We start from the raw sequence: 16,639 nt of genomic DNA on the forward strand, positions 1-16,639 counted from the left end.
ACGACTGCGCCCAATCAGTCTTATTTCTTGCTGAATTCAGCTAGGTTGTCTTTATCTACGCCAACATAAGGAACGCGGACAACTTTATTGTCGATTTTCCAGTTGGTGCCATCAGCCGCACCTTTGCCATCGGCCAGGTTTTTCGCCAGATCAAAGGTCGCTTTCGCCTGGTTGTTAGCATCGTTCAGCACCGTGCCCGCCAGTGCACCGGATTTCACCAGTGCCAGAGCTTCTGGCAGCGCATCGACGCCAAACACCGGAATGCTGGACTTATTGTGCGCTTTCAGTGCTTCTACCGCGCCCATTGCCATCGCATCGTTGTTAGCAATAACCACTTCGATTTTGTTGGCGTTCGGGCCAGACAGCCAGGCGTCCATCTTATCTTTCGCCTGAGCGGTGTCCCACATAGCAGTATCTAACTGTAACTGTTCCGTTTTGATGCCTTTGTCGTTCAGTTCTTTAATCACGTAAGTGGTACGTGCTTCTGCATCCGGATGGCCCGGTTCACCTTTCAGCAGTACGAACTGAATCTGACCATCTTTGTTGAGATCCCAACCCTGATTCGCCGCCCAGTGTTTAGCAATCAAATCGCCCTGAATAATGCCAGACTCTTTCGAGTCGGTGCCAACGTAGTAGGCTTTGTCGTAGCTATCCAGCGCCTTACGGGAAGGCTCTTTGTTGAAGAAAACGATTGGTACGTTTTGTCCGCGCGCTTTCTCAATCACTGTACCCGCAGCAGCCGGGTCAACCAGGTTGATTGCCAGCGCCTTCACCCCTTTCGCCAACAGCACGTCAATCTGATCGTTCTGCTTGGACTGGTCATTCTGCGAATCATTCATCAGCAACTGGACGTCTGGCGCGGCTTTCGCATCTTGTTCGATAGCCTTACGCACCACGGACATAAAGTTATCGTCATATTTATAAATCGTCACACCAATACGGGTATCAGCAGCGTGTGCAGCGGCACCGAATAACATGCTGGCCATCACAGCAGACAGGGTTAACACCTTCTTATTCATGGTATCTCCGGTTTTTCTTATGCAGGGTAGTGCTTGAGATAAATGCTCGGCGGGGCAGTATAGTTAATGAAGTGTTACTGAACGCCGAAGCTCACGTTTTAAAATTCGTTCTTCCATGCCCGGTAACGCTCCAGAAAACGGCTTTAATTGTTGTTATGACGCTATAGCCTCGATAAAAGTGATTATTCACTGTTACATATAGGTTACAACGTTAAAACGGTGCAATCATAGCTATCGCATTGTTAAGATACTGTGAAATCACTCACAGATTGAAAGCGGTTACATCGCCTGATTTGTTGAGTTAGTGATCGCCGCCGCATTCTGGCGTGTTGCGACAGAATGCCGACGCACTAACGTCGGCATAAAACAGTGGCTGGCTCGCGGATCAATGTTGCCTGCTGCGCCCTGCAAGGCCAGTTCAGTAGCTAATTTTGCCATCGAAGCAATGGGATAACGCACGGTCGTTAATTGCGGGTCGGTGTAACGGGCAATGGGGATATCATCGAAACCGATGATGGAGAGATGTAACGGAATTGCAATGCCATTATCTTTTAATGCCGTCAGTGCGCCAGCGGCCATATTGTCGTTATAAGCAAACACAGCAGTAAGTTGCAGATTGCGTCCCAGTAGCTCGACCATTGCCGCCTCACCGCCGGGCATGTCCGGCGTGCCGGTGCCAATCCAGCTTTCCGGCGGAACAATATCCTGCTCTTTCAGCGCACTCATCCAGCCTGCTTTGCGCATTGCGTCATCTTCAATGCCGTGGCTGGAAGAAAGATAACCGATGCGTTGATGCCCGTTATTCAGCAACATGCGCGTCGCCATTCGGGCACCGCTGAGATTATCCAGGCAAACGCAACGATGGGCGTAACCCGGTACAACGCGGTTGATCAGCACCATACCGGGAATGTTGTCCATAAACTGCGCCAGTTCGTCATCACTTAACGCTTTTGAATGAACAATCAACGCATTACAACGCTGGCGAATTAACACCTCGATGGCGTGACGCTCTTTTTCCGCTTCATGATAGCTATTGCCAATCAATACATATTTCTGATGCTGTTGGGCGACGAGATCGACGGCTTTCACCAGTGCGCCGAAAAACGCATCAGAAACGTCCATCACCACCACGCCAACGGTATCGCTCACCTGGGTTGCCAGCGCCTGGGCATTGGCGTTTGGTCGGTAATCCAGTTCACTCACCGCTTTCATTACCGCTTCACGCGTGTCCGCACTCACCTGAGTACTGTTATTGAGCACCCGGGAAACCGTTGCCACAGAGACGCCAGCCTGACGCGCTACATCACGAATGGTGATCATATTCACTACCTGTTGTGAGATTGCAGTAGGTTACTGCTTGCTGGCGGCTATTTTGTCAGCACTGAATACAGGACTTCGTGAATCGAGTCACAGCAATGGAAACGGTTACAGCCGTTTTGTTAATGAATGTGATCGAGATCGTTATCTTGATGTTTTAGACAATGCAGATCCGGCAGCACGGAGGGTTAGCTGACGCCAGAGCCATTCTACCGGCCCCTGGCGGAAGTAACGTAGCCAGATAACAGAGAAGAGGATATTCGCCAGCCATACCGGAATAACAAACGCCAGCAATTCCAGACGGTCAAACTGCATAAACAAACCGAGATGATAAAACAGCGTGGTACAAATCAGCGTTTGTAACAGGTAGTTGGTCAGCGCCATCCGTCCGACGCAGGCGATCGCCAGCACCAGCTTAAAACGGCTTAATTGTGGCCAGTAGCCGAACAGCAACGACGCATAACCCATCGCCTGAAATGGCGCACTCAGTTCACGCGGCATCTGAAGTAAGAAGGCGCACCAGCGATACGCCCAGTCCAGCCGCCATTGTAGTGCGATAGCAGGAAGGTTAATCATCAGCCCAATCGCCACCAGCACAAAACCGGTACGGCGATAGTGGCGCAAGCTGTACTGCCCTTTCAGCCAACCGCTACGCATCAATGCCGCGCCAATTAGCATCATCCCCGCCAGTTGCCAGCCATACTGCGCACCCAGTGCCAGTAAACTGTTCCCTACTCCATCGGCACGGTTACTGATGGCTTCCACGCCGCCGTGAAGTTTCCAGTATTTTTCATACAAAATGGCGGACGCATCCGGCGTCCAGGCGCGACTGGTCTGGCTGTCAGAAATCAACCCCAGCAGCAGCAAAACGCCAAGCCCTACCAGATACAACATGACGCCGGTATTAAACAGGCTTTTTACCGATGGCGCATCGCGCACCAGCCGCCAGCTGATCAAGCCCACCAGCCCGTAAGCCAGCAGAATATCGCCGTCCCAGAATAACAATCCGTGAATAAAGCCCAACAAGACTAACAGGGTGAGCCGCGACTGGATCCAGCGTCTGCCACGGGGCAGCAACATTTGCAGTCCCGCACCAAACAGCAACGCAAAAAGCGTGAGGAATTTCACCTGGCCGATGAGATCGAGAAATGCCCATGTCCAGGCATCTTGCGACGTAATAGCGCCGTACCAGGCGGGATTGAGATAAGCCGCCTTTGGGAGTCCAAAGGCGCTGATGTTTAATAGCAGGATCCCCAGAATGGCGACGCCGCGAACAAAATCGAGCGTGACGTTGCGCTCCATGGTTCCTGCCTTTTAATCAGTTGTGATGACGCACGGCGCGCAGAAACTCGTGGCGCGTATTCTGACTGGATTTGAACAAACCACCGAGGGAGGTCGTTGTCGTGGCGCTGGTTGCATCGCGGATGCCACGCGCTTTCACGCAGTAATGCACCGCATCGATGGAGACCGCCACATTATTGGTGCCCAGCAGCGTTTGTAGCGCAATGAGAATTTGCTGGGTCAGACGTTCCTGCACCTGCGGACGCTGGGCAAAAAACTGCACAATGCGGTTAATTTTTGACAGACCGATCACCGAATCTTTCGGGATATAGGCCACCGTCGCTTTGCCATCAATAGTGACAAAATGGTGTTCACAGGTGCTGGTCAGGGTGATATCGCGCACGGTGACCATTTCATCGACCTTCATTTTATTTTCAATGAGGGTGATTTTCGGGAAGTTGGCGTAATCCAGACCGGAGAAAATTTCATCGACATACATTTTGGCGATGCGATGCGGTGTTTCCATCAAACTGTCATCAGCCAGGTCGAGATTCAGCAGCTGCATGATTTCGGTCATATGACCGGCAATAAGGCTTTTGCGCGTTTCGTTATCCATTTCATGCACGGGCGGGCGTAGCGGTGTTTCCAGTCCTCGCGCAACTAACGCTTCATGAACCAGGGCCGCTTCTTTACTGAGTGATGGCATTTATATTTTCTCCTGCAGGTGTGACGCCTCCGCCCTGCGTGGGGGCAAAGTTATTAAGCTGATTAGCAGCCTGATTATTGTGCGTGAGGTGACGCACATAATCCAGTATTCACAGCGATAATTATTGTAATTGCCGCTGCCTTTCAGCCGTAGATGTTAAAACATCGTTATGCATATGCGGAAGTGAAAGTTACTCACAACACACTGAATAAACGGTATGATGAAAAAATTGCAAACAACATAACAAGGAGCCACGCATGGAAATGCTCGAAGAGCACCGCTGTTTTGAAGGCTGGCAGCAACGCTGGCGGCACGACTCCAGTACCTTAAACTGTCCGATGACGTTCAGCATCTTTCTCCCGCCTCCCCGCGATAACGCCCCGCCGCCAGTGCTGTACTGGCTTTCGGGATTAACCTGTAATGACGAAAATTTCACCACTAAAGCGGGTGCCCAGCGAGTGGCGGCGGAACTGGGGATTGTACTGGTAATGCCAGACACCAGCCCGCGCGGCGAACAGGTTGCCAATGATGACGGCTACGATTTAGGCCAGGGCGCAGGGTTTTATCTTAACGCCACGCAACCGCCATGGGCGGCGCATTACCGGATGTATGATTATCTGCGCGATGAATTACCGGCGCTGATTCAGTCGCAATTTAACGTCAGCGATCGCTGCGCCATTAGCGGTCATTCGATGGGAGGTCACGGCGCATTGATTATGGCGCTGAAAAACCCGGGCAAATACACCAGCGTTTCCGCCTTTGCACCAATTGTGAATCCGTGCAGCGTCCCGTGGGGAATCAAAGCATTTAGCGCCTATCTGGGCGAGGATAAAAATGACTGGGAGGAATGGGACAGTTGCGCGTTGATGTACGCCAGTAATGCGCAGGATGCGATCCCGACGCTTATTGATCAGGGCGATAGCGATCAGTTTCTTGCCGACCAACTCCAGCCTGCGGTGCTGGCAGAGGCCGCTCGTCAGAAAGCGTGGCCAATGACGTTACGTATTCAGCCGGGTTATGACCACAGTTACTACTTCATCGCCTCTTTTATAGAGGATCATCTGCGCTTCCATGCGCAGCATTTACTGAAGTAAAACTTAGCCCGGTTCGCCGGGCACCTTCTCATCAGAAGCGATAATCCACCGCCATAAAGTAACGACGTCCGTCTTCGTTATAGCTGTAGTCGTCACGACTGAGATCTTTATCAGTCAGGTTCAGCACGCCCGCACGCAGTTTGACGTCTTTGGTCACCTGCCAGGCCGCGCCGGTATTCCAGATCGTATAGCCACCAGGCGTTTTGGCCGTATCACTGTCGGCACGTTTCTGTCCGGTATAGTGACCAGAAACATAGAATGACCAGTCTTCCAGCATCAGCGGTTTCCAGTCCAGCGTACCGTTAGCGGTATGGAACGGCAGGTCGGAAAGCGGTTTGTTTTCGCCATTGCTGACATCACGACCATCGTTGTAGGTGTAGTTGAGTGACAGCTTCCATTCGTCATTGAACGGAATTTTCAACTCAGTCTCCACGCCCTGAATTCGCGCTTTGTTAACGTTGTAGTAGCTGAATACCGGTATCCGTCGTCCGTTAGCGCCCGTTTCAAAACCGACAAAGTTCTGGTAACCCGGTGCAGCGTTAACGTCAGACGTGCGGCTGATGCTAATACGATCTTTCACATCGTTGCGGAAAACAGTCACGCTGGATTCAACCCCTTCCAGCCAGCCATCTTCACCCATGTAGTAAAGCCCCAGTTCCCAACTTTCGCTGGTCTCTGGTTTCAGATCCGGGCTGCCGACAATTTTACATGCACCACGGCAGGAATTTGTCGTCCAGTCAGGGCTAAGCTGCAACAAAGAAGGCGCTTTAAAAGCCGTTGCCCAGCCACCTTTCACGGTAACGGTGTCGGTAGCGTTATAGACCAGATAGGCACGCGGGCTCCAGTGATCGCCGTAGGTTTCATGATCATCCATACGCACGCCGGTCGTCAGCGCCAGCGGCTCAAAGATCCGCCATTCATCTTCCACAAACAGCGCGTACTGGCTGGCAGACGTTTTGGTGCTGGTGCCACCGGTCAGGTTTACTGCATCACTAAGTTTATCGTGACGCCATTCACCGCCAACCGTGACAAACTGATTAATCGCCGTCAGCGGCAGCGTGTATTTGCCATCAACGGTATTGCTTTCAGAGGTAATTGGGCTGCTGTTGCCAGGGTTTTTGTTTTCGACTTTCTCGCCGTAATATTTCAGTTCGCTGGTGCCGTAATCCCAGCGACCATTATGGCTGACAGAGTAGTTCTGGCGTTCCAGGCGGTTTTTGTCCAGCGAGTCGGAATCACGATCCTGACGGTCGAAACCGTAACCGGCGGTAAAATCGTGATTTTGATTCGGCGTCCAGGCAAATTCGACATTGCCGTCGCGGCTGGAGAATCCTTCAATACGCGGTGTTTCTCCGGTATCGGTGGTGGTTGAGTTTTGCGGGTCATCCTTTTCACGTTTCGCCAGGCTGCCGTAGGCTTTCATTCCCAGCACACCGTCAATTAATGGCCCGCTGGTGAAGAACTGACCGTTGTACGTGTCACCACGATCGCGATGTTCCTGAATGGTGGTATCGACCGTAACAGTGCCCGTCCATTTTTGACCGATTTTTTTGGTGATGATATTGACCACGCCGCCAAGCGCATCAGAACCGTACAACGAGGACATCGGGCCACGTACCACTTCAATACGTTCGATGGAATCAACCGGGATCCAGTTCAGATCAAAGTCATTGTGGCGAAAGACAGCATTGCGGGAGTTAACGCGTTTACCATCGACAAGAATCAGCGTGTAACTGCTGTCCAGCCCACGAATACTGACGCCCTTGCGGTTATCCCCTTCGTTAGTCAGTTGTACGCCCGGCACTTCTTTGAGGACATCTTTCAGGTTCTGTACTGGTTTACGCTGCAGGTCTTCCTGGGTAATGACGCTGATACTGGCAGGTGCGTCTTTAAGGTTTTGTTCAACGGAAGATGCGGTGACAACCATCGTCTCGCCATCATCATCAACCGCCAACACAGGCCATGCACAAGAAATTGCGGACAAACACAGCCCGACCCGTACGAAAGGGTTCAACCTAAACATTCCATATCTCCATGAGGTAACTACGAAAATAAAATGGGTTATCGCTCACATCTTCTTCACGTCCCCTTGCGTACGGCAGCATCGCGGTGGACTTTTTATAGGCAGGAGATCACTCCAGAAAGCCTGAACAGCCTCTGATTTGTCAGCCTTTTTTGATTTCCGCGTAACAATAATGCAAACGATAACAATTATCAATTCAATTGTTAAATTTTATATCAGCATGAATATCAAGGAAAAGAAAAAGCCCTCTCGGTTGAGAGGGCTTAACAAGGAAGGGAGGAAACTTATTTCTTATCGTTCTGCGGGAACTTCATTTCGCTGTAACGCACGAAGTGGGTTCCTTTAATCAACTTGTAACCAAACCAGATGGCCAGGAACAGCGGGATACCTATATAGGTTGCCGCTACGCCGCCCCAGTCGATGGTATCTTTCAGGAACGCCTCGTAGTTCTGGCCCAGGGTAATAATCAGACACAGAATGAAAGCGAAGATCGGTCCCAACGGGAAGAAGCCCGAACGGTACGGCAGGTCGTTAATGTCATGTCCCTGCAATACATAGCCGCGACGGAAACGATAGTGGCTGATAGCAATCCCCAGCCAGGCGATAAAGCCTGTCATCCCGGAGGTGTTCAGCAGCCACAAATACACCGTCTGGTTACCAAACATGGAGGTCAGGAAACACAGACCGGCAATCACCGTCGTGGCATACAGCGCGTTACGCGGTACACCGCCACGTGACAGTTTGGCAAAAATACGCGGCGCTTTTCCGTCACACGCCAGGGTGTACAGCATACGGGTAGACGCGTACATACCGGAGTTACCCGCCGACAGTACTGCTGTCAGAATGACCGCGTTCATCACCGCCGCCGCAGAAAGCAGCCCCGCGTGCTGGAACACCAGCGTGAACGGGCTGACGCTGATGTCTTTTACATCGTTACGCAGCAGGCTTGGATCGGTGTACGGAATGATCAGGCTGATGATCAGAATCGCAAACACATAGAACAGCAGGATTCGCCAGAATACCTGACGCACCGCACGCGGAATATTTTTCCCAGGATCTTCAGATTCGCCCGCAGCAATACCAATCAGTTCGGTTCCCTGGAAGGAGAAGCCGACAATCATTGCCACACCGATCATCGCCGCAAAACCACCGGCAAACGGTGCTTCACCTATCGTCCAGTTGCTCCAGCCCACAGGCTGCGCGCCTTTGAAGATACCGATAATCATCATCACGCCGACGACGATAAAGATAATCACTGTTGTGACTTTGATCAGTGAGAACCAGTACTCCGCTTCACCAAAGCCTCTGACCGAAATGTAGTTCAGCAGGAAAATGACGCCAAGGAACAGCGCACTCCAGATCCAACCGGGAACATCCGGGAACCACCAGCTCATGACTAACTGCGCAGCCACCAGGTCAACGGCGATAGTCACCGCCCAGTTGTACCAGTAGTTCCAGCCCAGCGCGAAGCCAAAGCCCTCTTCCACATAGTTCTGACCGTAAGTCGCAAACGAACCAGACACTGGCATATACGCCGCCAGTTCGCCAAGACTGGTCATCAGGAAGTAGACCATCAGGCCAATCAAAATATACGAGAGCAGCGCCCCGCCCGGACCTGCCTGAGAAATCGTTGCGCCAGAGGCAACAAAAAGACCCGTACCGATGGAGCCACCAATGGCAATCATCGTCAGGTGACGCGCCTTTAATTCACGGCGTAAGCCCGGCGCTTCTGTTGTTTTAGTTTCGGAAACCATACAAAAATGCTATCCATCTTAAAAATGAGGCGCGATTGTAGCAGACGATTTGCAATCCTTCCGGTAGAAATGCGCTTTTATAAGAGACCTTCATGATCGCCCAGGAATTATAAGTAAAGCAGCCAATCTCTTTTCTGGCGAATGCATGACGCTGACGCTGCGTCACGAAATCGACACAGCACCAGCATGTTCCTGTATCGCGACTTAACGCGGCACATTAGCGGGATCGCAATAGTCCAGAAAGCGCCGTAGCGCGTTGGAAAGGTGTTTTTGCCGATGATGAATACGCCACAACGTACGCATCAGGCGCGGTAGAGGGACAGCAACTTCACTTAATGTGCCAGCCTGTAATTGATCTTCTATTACCCGTCGCGACAGGCAGCTAATTCCCAACCCATGACGCACCGCGTGTTTGATAGCTTCGGAGTTACCTAATTCCATCGCCATCTCAAATTTCGGTAAATGCGACAGTAACAGATAATCGACAATCTCCCGCGTGCCGGAACCACGTTCGCGCAGGATCCACGGCGCAGCGGCCAGTTGTTCTAAGGTGACCGGACCACGAGCCAACGGCGAAGTCGGCGCGGCGAAAACCACCAGCTCGTCTTCCAGCCACGGTTCAGAAATGATTTCAGTGCTGTGGCATGGTCCTTCAATAAAGCCAATATCAACACGGAAATCCAGCACCGCCTGCATCACGTCCTGGCTGTTACCAACGCTAAGTTCAATCGGCAACTGCGGGTAATCATGGCGATAACGGGCGATAACTGCGGGCAGGATGTAATTACCAATGGTGCTACTGGCGTAGACACGAATCGCGCCGTTGTCTTCGCGAAACAGTTGTTCGATTTCGACGGCCTGTTCCAGCAATGCGAGCGCACGCGGGTAAAGCAGCCGTCCGTGCTCATTGACCACCAGTCTTTTACCCACGCGATCAAACAGTTGCACGCCTAGCTGCCCTTCCAGATCGGTCAACGCCGCGCTCACTGCTGATTGCGACAACGCCAGCATCACCGACGCCTGGGTGGTGGATCCACTTTTCAATACTTCTGCAAAAACTTCCAACTGTCGAAGGGTGATGTGCATAGTCGCTTACCACTTATAAAGATTAATTATAAATATATAATCAATTTTATTTTTAAACCAGTTAGTCGTAACCTTATGCCCGGATAAAGGAGAGGGTTATGACGAATATCACCTTACAGAAACAACATCGTACACTGTGGCATTTCATTCCGGGGTTAGCCCTGAGTGCAGTTATCACCGGGGTCGCCCTGTGGGGTGGTTCCATTCCCGCTGTTGCGGGTGCCGGGTTTAGTGCCCTCACTCTCGCAATCCTGTTGGGGATGGTTTTAGGTAACACAGTATATCCGCATATCTGGAAAAGCTGTGACGGCGGTGTGCTGTTTGCCAAGCAACATTTACTACGTCTGGGTATTATTCTTTACGGTTTCCGTTTGACGTTTTCACAAATTGCCGATGTCGGTATCAGTGGGATCATCATTGACGTGTTGACACTGTCCAGCACCTTCCTGCTGGCCTGCTTCCTGGGGCAGAAAGTGTTTGGCCTGGATAAGCACACCAGTTGGTTGATCGGTGCCGGTAGCAGTATTTGTGGTGCTGCGGCGGTTCTGGCGACTGAGCCGGTAGTGAAAGCGGAAGCCAGTAAAGTGACCGTGGCTGTTGCAACCGTCGTTATCTTCGGGACCGTCGCGATTTTCCTCTACCCGGCGATATATCCGCTGATGTCTCAATGGTTTAGTCCGGAAACTTTCGGTATCTACATTGGTTCTACTGTGCACGAAGTGGCGCAGGTGGTGGCGGCAGGTCATGCCATCAGCCCGGATGCAGAAAACGCAGCAGTTATTTCCAAAATGCTGCGCGTGATGATGCTGGCTCCGTTCCTCATCCTGCTGGCGGCACGTGTTAAACAGCTGTCTGGGGCTAATGGCGGCGAGAAAAGCAAAATCACCATTCCGTGGTTTGCCATCTTGTTCATCGTAGTTGCCATCTTTAACTCGTTCCACCTGTTACCGCAGAGCGTGGTGAACATGCTGGTAACGCTGGATACCTTCCTGCTGGCAATGGCGATGGCGGCGCTGGGTCTGACCACTCACGTCAGCGCGCTGAAAAAAGCCGGGGCGAAACCTCTGCTGATGGCACTGGTACTGTTTGCCTGGCTGATTGTTGGTGGTGGTGCGATTAACTATGTGATTCAAAGCGTCATCGCATAAACCACTACATCTTGCTCCTGTTAACCCGCTATCATTACCGTTTTCCTCCAGCGGGTTTAACAGGAGTCCTCGCATGAAATACATTGGAGCGCACGTTAGTGCTGCTGGCGGTCTGGCAAATGCCGCAATTCGCGCCGCCGAAATTGACGCAACCGCGTTTGCCTTGTTCACCAAAAATCAACGTCAGTGGCGTGCCGCCCCCCTCACGACACAGACCATCGATGAATTCAAAGCCGCCTGTGAAAAATATCACTACACGTCGGCGCAAATTCTTCCCCATGACAGTTATCTGATTAACCTCGGACATCCGGTCGCTGAAGCCCTGGAAAAATCACGCGATGCGTTTATAGACGAAATGCAGCGTTGCGAACAACTGGGGCTTTCTTTGCTCAACTTCCATCCTGGCAGCCATCTGATGCAAATTTCAGAAGAGGATTGCCTGGCGCGCATTGCGGAATCCATCAACATTGCACTGGATAAAACACAAGGCGTGACAGCGGTGATTGAAAATACCGCCGGTCAGGGCAGCAACTTAGGGTTTAAATTCGAACATCTCGCGGCGATTATCGACGGTGTGGAAGATAAATCCCGCGTTGGCGTCTGCATTGATACCTGCCATGCTTTCGCAGCCGGGTATGATTTGCGTACTCCTGCCGAATGCGAAAAAACGTTCGCAGATTTTGCCCGTATTGTCGGCTTTAAATATCTGCGTGGGATGCACCTCAACGATGCGAAAAGCACCTTTGGCAGCCGCGTTGACCGCCATCATAGCCTCGGTGAAGGCAATATCGGTCATGATGCGTTCCGCTGGATCATGCAGGACGACCGTTTCGACGGCATTCCGCTGATTCTTGAAACCATCAACCCGGATATCTGGGCAGAAGAGATCGCCTGGCTAAAAGCGCAACAAACTGAAAAAGCGGTAGCCTGAAGATGAATAACCGGGAGAAGGAGATCCTTGCAATTTTACGACGTAACCCGCTGATTCAGCAGAATGAAATTGCTGACATGCTGCAAATTAGCCGTTCGCGCGTTGCGGCGCATATTATGGATTTAATGCGCAAAGGGCGGATTAAAGGCAAAGGTTACATTCTCACTGAGCAGGAATACTGCGTCGTGGTGGGGACAATCAATATGGATATTCGCGGGATGGCGGATATCCGTTACCCGCAAGCAGCTTCTCATCCCGGTACGATTCATTGTTCGGCAGGCGGCGTTGGGCGCAATATCGCCCACAATCTGGCATTGTTAGGCCGCGACGTCCATTTACTCTCGGTGATTGGCGATGATTTTTATGGCGAGATGCTCTTAGAAGAGACGCGCCGTGCTGGAGTGAATGTCTCTGGCTGCGTTCGTTTACATGGTCAAAGCACATCGACGTATCTGGCAATTGCCAATCAAGACGAACAAACCGTATTGGCGATTAATGATACCCATCTGCTGGAACAGTTAACGCCGCAATTATTGAACGGATCACGTGATTTACTTCGTCACGCGGGCGTGGTACTGGCAGATTGCAACCTGACTGCCGAGGCGCTGGAGTGGGTCTTTACCCTCGCCGATGAAATCCCGGTATTTGTCGATACCGTTTCAGAATTCAAAGCGGGCAAAATCAAACACTGGCTGGCGCATATTCACACCCTGAAACCCACTTTGCAGGAACTGGAAATTTTATGGGGAAAGGCGATCACCAGCGATGCTGACCGTAATGCCGCAGTGAATGCGTTGCATCAGCAAGGTGTTCAGCAACTGTTTGTTTATTTGCCCGATGAATCCGTTTATTGCAGCGAAAAGGATGGCGAGCAATTTTTGCTGACTGCGCCAACGCATACGACGGTGGACAGTTTTGGTGCCGACGATGGTTTTATGGCAGGCCTGGTGTATAGCTTTCTGGAAGGAAACAGTTTCCGTGACAGCGCCCGTTTTGCGATGGCCTGCGCGGCAATTTCGCGCGCCAGCGGCAGCATAAATAACCCTACCCTGTCTGCCGATAACGCGCTTTCATTAGTACCGATGGTGTAACAATGCTGCCGGATGCGACGCTTGACGCGTATCATCCGGCCTTGTTATCAACACTTAGTGGGTTTTGATGTAGCCGCGCACGCACTCTTCGACTAATCCCCAGAACCAGTCGGTATCGATGGTGATGCCGACTTTGGTATTAGCGGGCTTGCCGAGAACGCCCAGCTCGTCGCAGACGGTACGCCCGTAGCAAGGGCCGCTGTTGACGTCCACTTCGACGTACATTTCCTGGGTTTTAATACCATCAGGGTTGATTAGATAACCGATGCAGGTGGCGTCATGCACCGGACCGCCAGCCAGGCCATAGTTTTCGAACTGCGTTTTGAGAGTGAAGTTCATGATGTCGCTGAACAGCTCGCCGGCAGGGCCGCCTGCCCTTTCCATCCGCGCAATCACATCCGGGGTACACACGGTCTGGTTAGTGAGATCGAGGCCCATCATCACCAACGGAACGCCGGAGGTGAACACCACGCGTGCGGCTTCCGGGTCGGCAAAGATGTTGAACTCGGCAGACGGGGTGAAGTTGCCAGTACCGTAAGCGCCGCCCATCAGCACAATTTCACGGATTTTTGGCAGGATCGCCGGTTGCATACGCATCGCCACGGCGATGTTTGAAAGCGGCCCCACCGGCACCAGAGTGATATCGCCTTCACTTGCCATCAGGGTATCGATGATATATTTCACCGCATGAGTGCTTTCTGCCTGGCGGGTCAGCGGCTCGAATACCGGGCCATCCAGTCCGGTTTCACCGTGAATATTATCGGCAACGATTTGTTTGCGCATAATTGGCTGCGGCATTCCCGCATAAACCGGAACATTAATCTCCAGTTTCTGACAAACATTCAGGCCATTAATTAATGTTTTATCAAGCGTCTGATTACCCGCCACAATGGTGATACCTAATAAATCAATCGCCGGATGTTTCGCGGCCATCATTATGGCAATAGCATCATCATGACCCGGATCACAATCCAGAATAATTTTTCTCTTTTCCATTGTTTATTTCCCCTGTTTCAAGTTGCGTTATTTTTTCTACAGCAAAGAAAATTCGACCGGCCGATGATTGAATCTTAACAACAGCGTACGTATGCTAAATATGAGAAATCTCATAGCGGATAAACATCGTGAAAGAAATCCACAATAATGAACTTAAACAGCAACTGATTGGTGAGTCCGCATTTAATGAGTGCTTTTCAACGGATGTTTCAGCCGATACGCGGCTGTTTCATTTTTTAGCGCGTGACTACATTGTGCAGGAAGGGCAACAGCCGTCCTGGCTGTTTTATCTGACGCGAGGCCGCGCCAGGCTTTACGCCACGCTTGCCAATGGACGCGTGTCGCTGATTGATTTCTTTGCTGCGCCCTGTTTTATTGGCGAGATTGAGTTAATAGATAAAGACCATGAACCGCGTGCGGTGCAGGCTATTGAAGAGTGTTGGTGTATTGCGCTCCCCATGAAACACTACCGTCCGCTATTATTAAACGACACGCTATTTTTACGAAAACTCTGCGTCGCCTTAAGTCATAAAAATTATCGCAATATTATTTCTTTAACTCAGAATCAATCATTTCCGTTAGTGAATCGCCTGGCAGCATTTATATTACTCTCGCAGGAAGGTGAACTTTATCACGAAAAGCATACGCAAGCGGCAGAGTATTTAGGCGTTTCTTACCGACACCTTTTATATGTTCTCGCACAATTCATTCACGACGGTTTATTAATTAAAAATAAGAAAGGGTATCTGATTAAAAACAGAAAGCAGTTGTTAGGACTGGCGCTGGAGATGGACCCGGAGAATAAATTCTCCGGGATGATGCAGTAAAAATTATTTGCAATAGCGCGATAGCCGGATGCGGCGCTTGACGCGTCTTATCCGGCTTACAAATCGAGCATTACGCCAGCCCAATAAAGAACCCGGCAATGGTCGCACTCATCAGGTTGGAGAGCGTAGCCGCTGCCAGCGCACGTAATCCAAGCTGGGCGATTTCCGGCGCGCGTTTTGGCGAAATAGCCGAGAACGCCCCAACGACAACACCAATAGAACCAAAGTTAGCGAAACCACAAAGCGCAAAGGAGATAATGGCAACTGTTTTCACGTCCAGCGTGCTGCCCGTTTGCAGATATGGCGAGAAACTCAGGTAAGCGACAAATTCGTTAATCGCCAGTTTCTGTCCAATCAGGCTACCCGCAAGATTGGCATCACTCCAGTCCACGCCCATGATCCACGCCAACGGTGCCAGAACATAGCCAAAAATACTTTCCAGAGAGGCATTGGCAAAACCAAACCAGCCGCCAATTCCGCCGATAATGCCGTTGATCAGCGCAATAATCGCCACAAACGCCATCACCACCGTCGCCACACCTGCGGCAATTTTCAGTCCGGTCATCGCACCGCTTGCCGCTGCTTCGATAAAACTTTTTGGCGGCGTTTCGCTGAACGACAGGTTTTCAAATGTCACCTGCGAAGGCTCGGTCGCCGGGCTAAGAATACGCGCAAACAAAATACCGCCGGGGATCGCCATCAGCGATGCCGCTAACAGATAGTCAATCGGCACACCCATTCCGGCATAACCAATCATCATCGAACCGGCAATAGATGCCATGCCGCTACAAATTGCGGTAAACAACTCGTTGCGATTCATGCGATCAATAAACGGTTTAACGATCGCCGGGATCTCGTTTTGCCCAAGGAAAATGGTGGTGACCGCGACAAAAGATTCTATTTTGCTGATGTTGAGAGCTTTCTGGAAAATACTGCCAAGAATGCGGATCAGCAGTCCCATCACGCCAATGTAGTACAGCAGACTGATGAGCGCAGTAACGAAAATAATCGCCGGAAGTACGCGAAAGGCGAAGATAAAGCCCGCGCCGTCAAACAGGACATCCATTTTCGGCCCCACCAGCGAACCAAAAATAAAGGCGCTACCCGCATCGCTGTAGGACATGACTTTATGGACGCCCAATGCTGCCTGTTCTACCGCCCATTTTCCCGGTGGGAAGTAGAGCATAATGCCGCCAATGGCGATTTGCAGCAGCAGCGCGGCTCCAACCGTGCGCAAACTGATGCTCTTTTTATTCACTGACAACACAAACGCTATTGCCAGTAACACCACCATCCCCACAACACTTCTCATTATATCCATAATGATTTCCCTTCATGCCCGTAAACCCGGCGCCAGCGCCAGGTT

The 16,639-nt window shown here is 51.3% G+C and carries 14 protein-coding genes; 5 read left to right on the forward strand and 9 right to left on the reverse strand.

Annotated elements, in window-relative coordinates; genetic code table 11:
- Positions 1 to 20 precede the first annotated feature (20 nt).
- From mglB to folE, 4 genes are all read right to left on the reverse strand, one after another.
- Positions 21 to 1,019, reverse strand: coding sequence for a galactose/glucose ABC transporter substrate-binding protein MglB (mglB, locus tag WC5_RS02170; RefSeq protein WP_001036961.1), 999 nt, complete (start codon positions 1,017 to 1,019; stop codon positions 21 to 23).
- A gap of 279 nt (positions 1,020 to 1,298) precedes the next feature.
- Positions 1,299 to 2,339 (reverse strand): HTH-type transcriptional regulator GalS, encoded by a 1,041-nt coding sequence (galS, locus tag WC5_RS02165; RefSeq protein WP_000628681.1) that lies wholly within the window; start codon positions 2,337 to 2,339, stop codon positions 1,299 to 1,301.
- Positions 2,340 to 2,480: 141 nt separating this feature from the next.
- The gene (gene yeiB, locus WC5_RS02160; RefSeq protein WP_000440935.1) at positions 2,481 to 3,638 is read right to left on the reverse strand and encodes a DUF418 domain-containing protein YeiB; all 1,158 of its coding nucleotides are present in this window, start codon (positions 3,636 to 3,638) and stop codon (positions 2,481 to 2,483) included.
- Between the two features lie 16 nt (positions 3,639 to 3,654).
- Positions 3,655 to 4,323, reverse strand: coding sequence for a GTP cyclohydrolase I FolE (gene folE / locus WC5_RS02155; RefSeq protein WP_001139613.1), 669 nt, complete (start codon positions 4,321 to 4,323; stop codon positions 3,655 to 3,657).
- A 257-nt stretch (positions 4,324 to 4,580) separates the two neighbouring features.
- Here folE and yeiG point away from each other — a divergent pair, with 257 nt between their 5' ends.
- Complete coding sequence (gene yeiG, locus WC5_RS02150) at positions 4,581 to 5,417, forward strand: S-formylglutathione hydrolase (RefSeq protein ID WP_000425473.1); 837 nt, start codon at positions 4,581 to 4,583, stop codon at positions 5,415 to 5,417.
- 31 nt (positions 5,418 to 5,448) lie between these two features.
- On the opposite strand, the gene cirA is transcribed toward yeiG, so the two are convergent.
- The 3 genes from cirA to yieE all read right to left on the reverse strand — a co-directional run bounded on the left by cirA (position 5,449) and on the right by yieE (position 10,280).
- On the reverse strand, positions 5,449 to 7,440 hold the full coding sequence (gene cirA / locus WC5_RS02145; protein ID WP_000489285.1) for a catecholate siderophore receptor CirA: 1,992 nt from the start codon (positions 7,438 to 7,440) through the stop codon (positions 5,449 to 5,451).
- Between the two features lie 284 nt (positions 7,441 to 7,724).
- Positions 7,725 to 9,194, reverse strand: coding sequence for a lysine-specific permease (lysP, locus tag WC5_RS02140; RefSeq protein ID WP_000253268.1), 1,470 nt, complete (start codon positions 9,192 to 9,194; stop codon positions 7,725 to 7,727).
- A 204-nt stretch (positions 9,195 to 9,398) separates the two neighbouring features.
- Positions 9,399 to 10,280: a DNA-binding transcriptional regulator YeiE gene (gene yieE, locus WC5_RS02135; protein WP_000548303.1), complete on the reverse strand. Its 882-nt coding sequence runs from the start codon at positions 10,278 to 10,280 to the stop codon at positions 9,399 to 9,401.
- A 98-nt stretch (positions 10,281 to 10,378) separates the two neighbouring features.
- Here yieE and WC5_RS02130 point away from each other — a divergent pair, with 98 nt between their 5' ends.
- The 3 genes from WC5_RS02130 to WC5_RS02120 all read left to right on the forward strand — a co-directional run bounded on the left by WC5_RS02130 (position 10,379) and on the right by WC5_RS02120 (position 13,450).
- On the forward strand, positions 10,379 to 11,428 hold the full coding sequence (locus WC5_RS02130) for a YeiH family protein (protein WP_016231822.1): 1,050 nt from the start codon (positions 10,379 to 10,381) through the stop codon (positions 11,426 to 11,428).
- Between the two features lie 73 nt (positions 11,429 to 11,501).
- Positions 11,502 to 12,359, forward strand: a complete 858-nt coding sequence (nfo, locus tag WC5_RS02125) for a deoxyribonuclease IV (protein WP_000873880.1) — start codon at positions 11,502 to 11,504, stop codon at positions 12,357 to 12,359.
- 2 nt (positions 12,360 to 12,361) lie between these two features.
- Positions 12,362 to 13,450: a sugar kinase gene (locus WC5_RS02120; protein WP_001064981.1), complete on the forward strand. Its 1,089-nt coding sequence runs from the start codon at positions 12,362 to 12,364 to the stop codon at positions 13,448 to 13,450.
- Positions 13,451 to 13,504: 54 nt separating this feature from the next.
- Here WC5_RS02120 and rihB read toward each other — a convergent pair whose 3' ends face one another.
- Positions 13,505 to 14,446, reverse strand: coding sequence for a ribosylpyrimidine nucleosidase (gene rihB, locus WC5_RS02115; RefSeq protein ID WP_000415411.1), 942 nt, complete (start codon positions 14,444 to 14,446; stop codon positions 13,505 to 13,507).
- Positions 14,447 to 14,574: 128 nt separating this feature from the next.
- Here rihB and WC5_RS02110 point away from each other — a divergent pair, with 128 nt between their 5' ends.
- Entirely contained in the window at positions 14,575 to 15,273 is a 699-nt protein-coding gene (locus WC5_RS02110; RefSeq protein WP_000658616.1) for a transcriptional regulator YeiL, read from the forward strand.
- 70 nt (positions 15,274 to 15,343) lie between these two features.
- Here WC5_RS02110 and WC5_RS02105 read toward each other — a convergent pair whose 3' ends face one another.
- A complete protein-coding gene (locus tag WC5_RS02105; protein ID WP_000353894.1) occupies positions 15,344 to 16,594 on the reverse strand; it encodes a NupC/NupG family nucleoside CNT transporter in 1,251 nt (416 codons plus the stop codon).
- Positions 16,595 to 16,639 lie beyond the last annotated feature (45 nt).

This window comes from Escherichia sp. KTE114 (assembly GCF_000407765.1).
In the GTDB taxonomy this organism is placed as follows: domain Bacteria; phylum Pseudomonadota; class Gammaproteobacteria; order Enterobacterales; family Enterobacteriaceae; genus Escherichia; species Escherichia ruysiae.

Bases quoted from the DNA above. Each gene is read 5' to 3' on its own strand.
- mglB (WP_001036961.1), bottom strand. From the start codon at position 1,019: ATGAATAAGAAGGTGTTAACCCTGTCTGCTGTGATGGCCAGCATGTTA.
- galS (WP_000628681.1), bottom strand. From the start codon at position 2,339: ATGATCACCATTCGTGATGTAGCGCGTCAGGCTGGCGTCTCTGTGGCA.
- yeiB (WP_000440935.1), bottom strand. From the start codon at position 3,638: ATGGAGCGCAACGTCACGCTCGATTTTGTTCGCGGCGTCGCCATTCTG.
- folE (WP_001139613.1), bottom strand. From the start codon at position 4,323: ATGCCATCACTCAGTAAAGAAGCGGCCCTGGTTCATGAAGCGTTAGTT.
- yeiG (WP_000425473.1), top strand. From the start codon at position 4,581: ATGGAAATGCTCGAAGAGCACCGCTGTTTTGAAGGCTGGCAGCAACGC.
- cirA (WP_000489285.1), bottom strand. From the start codon at position 7,440: ATGTTTAGGTTGAACCCTTTCGTACGGGTCGGGCTGTGTTTGTCCGCA.
- lysP (WP_000253268.1), bottom strand. From the start codon at position 9,194: ATGGTTTCCGAAACTAAAACAACAGAAGCGCCGGGCTTACGCCGTGAA.
- yieE (WP_000548303.1), bottom strand. From the start codon at position 10,280: ATGCACATCACCCTTCGACAGTTGGAAGTTTTTGCAGAAGTATTGAAA.
- WC5_RS02130 (WP_016231822.1), top strand. From the start codon at position 10,379: ATGACGAATATCACCTTACAGAAACAACATCGTACACTGTGGCATTTC.
- nfo (WP_000873880.1), top strand. From the start codon at position 11,502: ATGAAATACATTGGAGCGCACGTTAGTGCTGCTGGCGGTCTGGCAAAT.
- WC5_RS02120 (WP_001064981.1), top strand. From the start codon at position 12,362: ATGAATAACCGGGAGAAGGAGATCCTTGCAATTTTACGACGTAACCCG.
- rihB (WP_000415411.1), bottom strand. From the start codon at position 14,446: ATGGAAAAGAGAAAAATTATTCTGGATTGTGATCCGGGTCATGATGAT.
- WC5_RS02105 (WP_000353894.1), bottom strand. From the start codon at position 16,594: ATGGATATAATGAGAAGTGTTGTGGGGATGGTGGTGTTACTGGCAATA.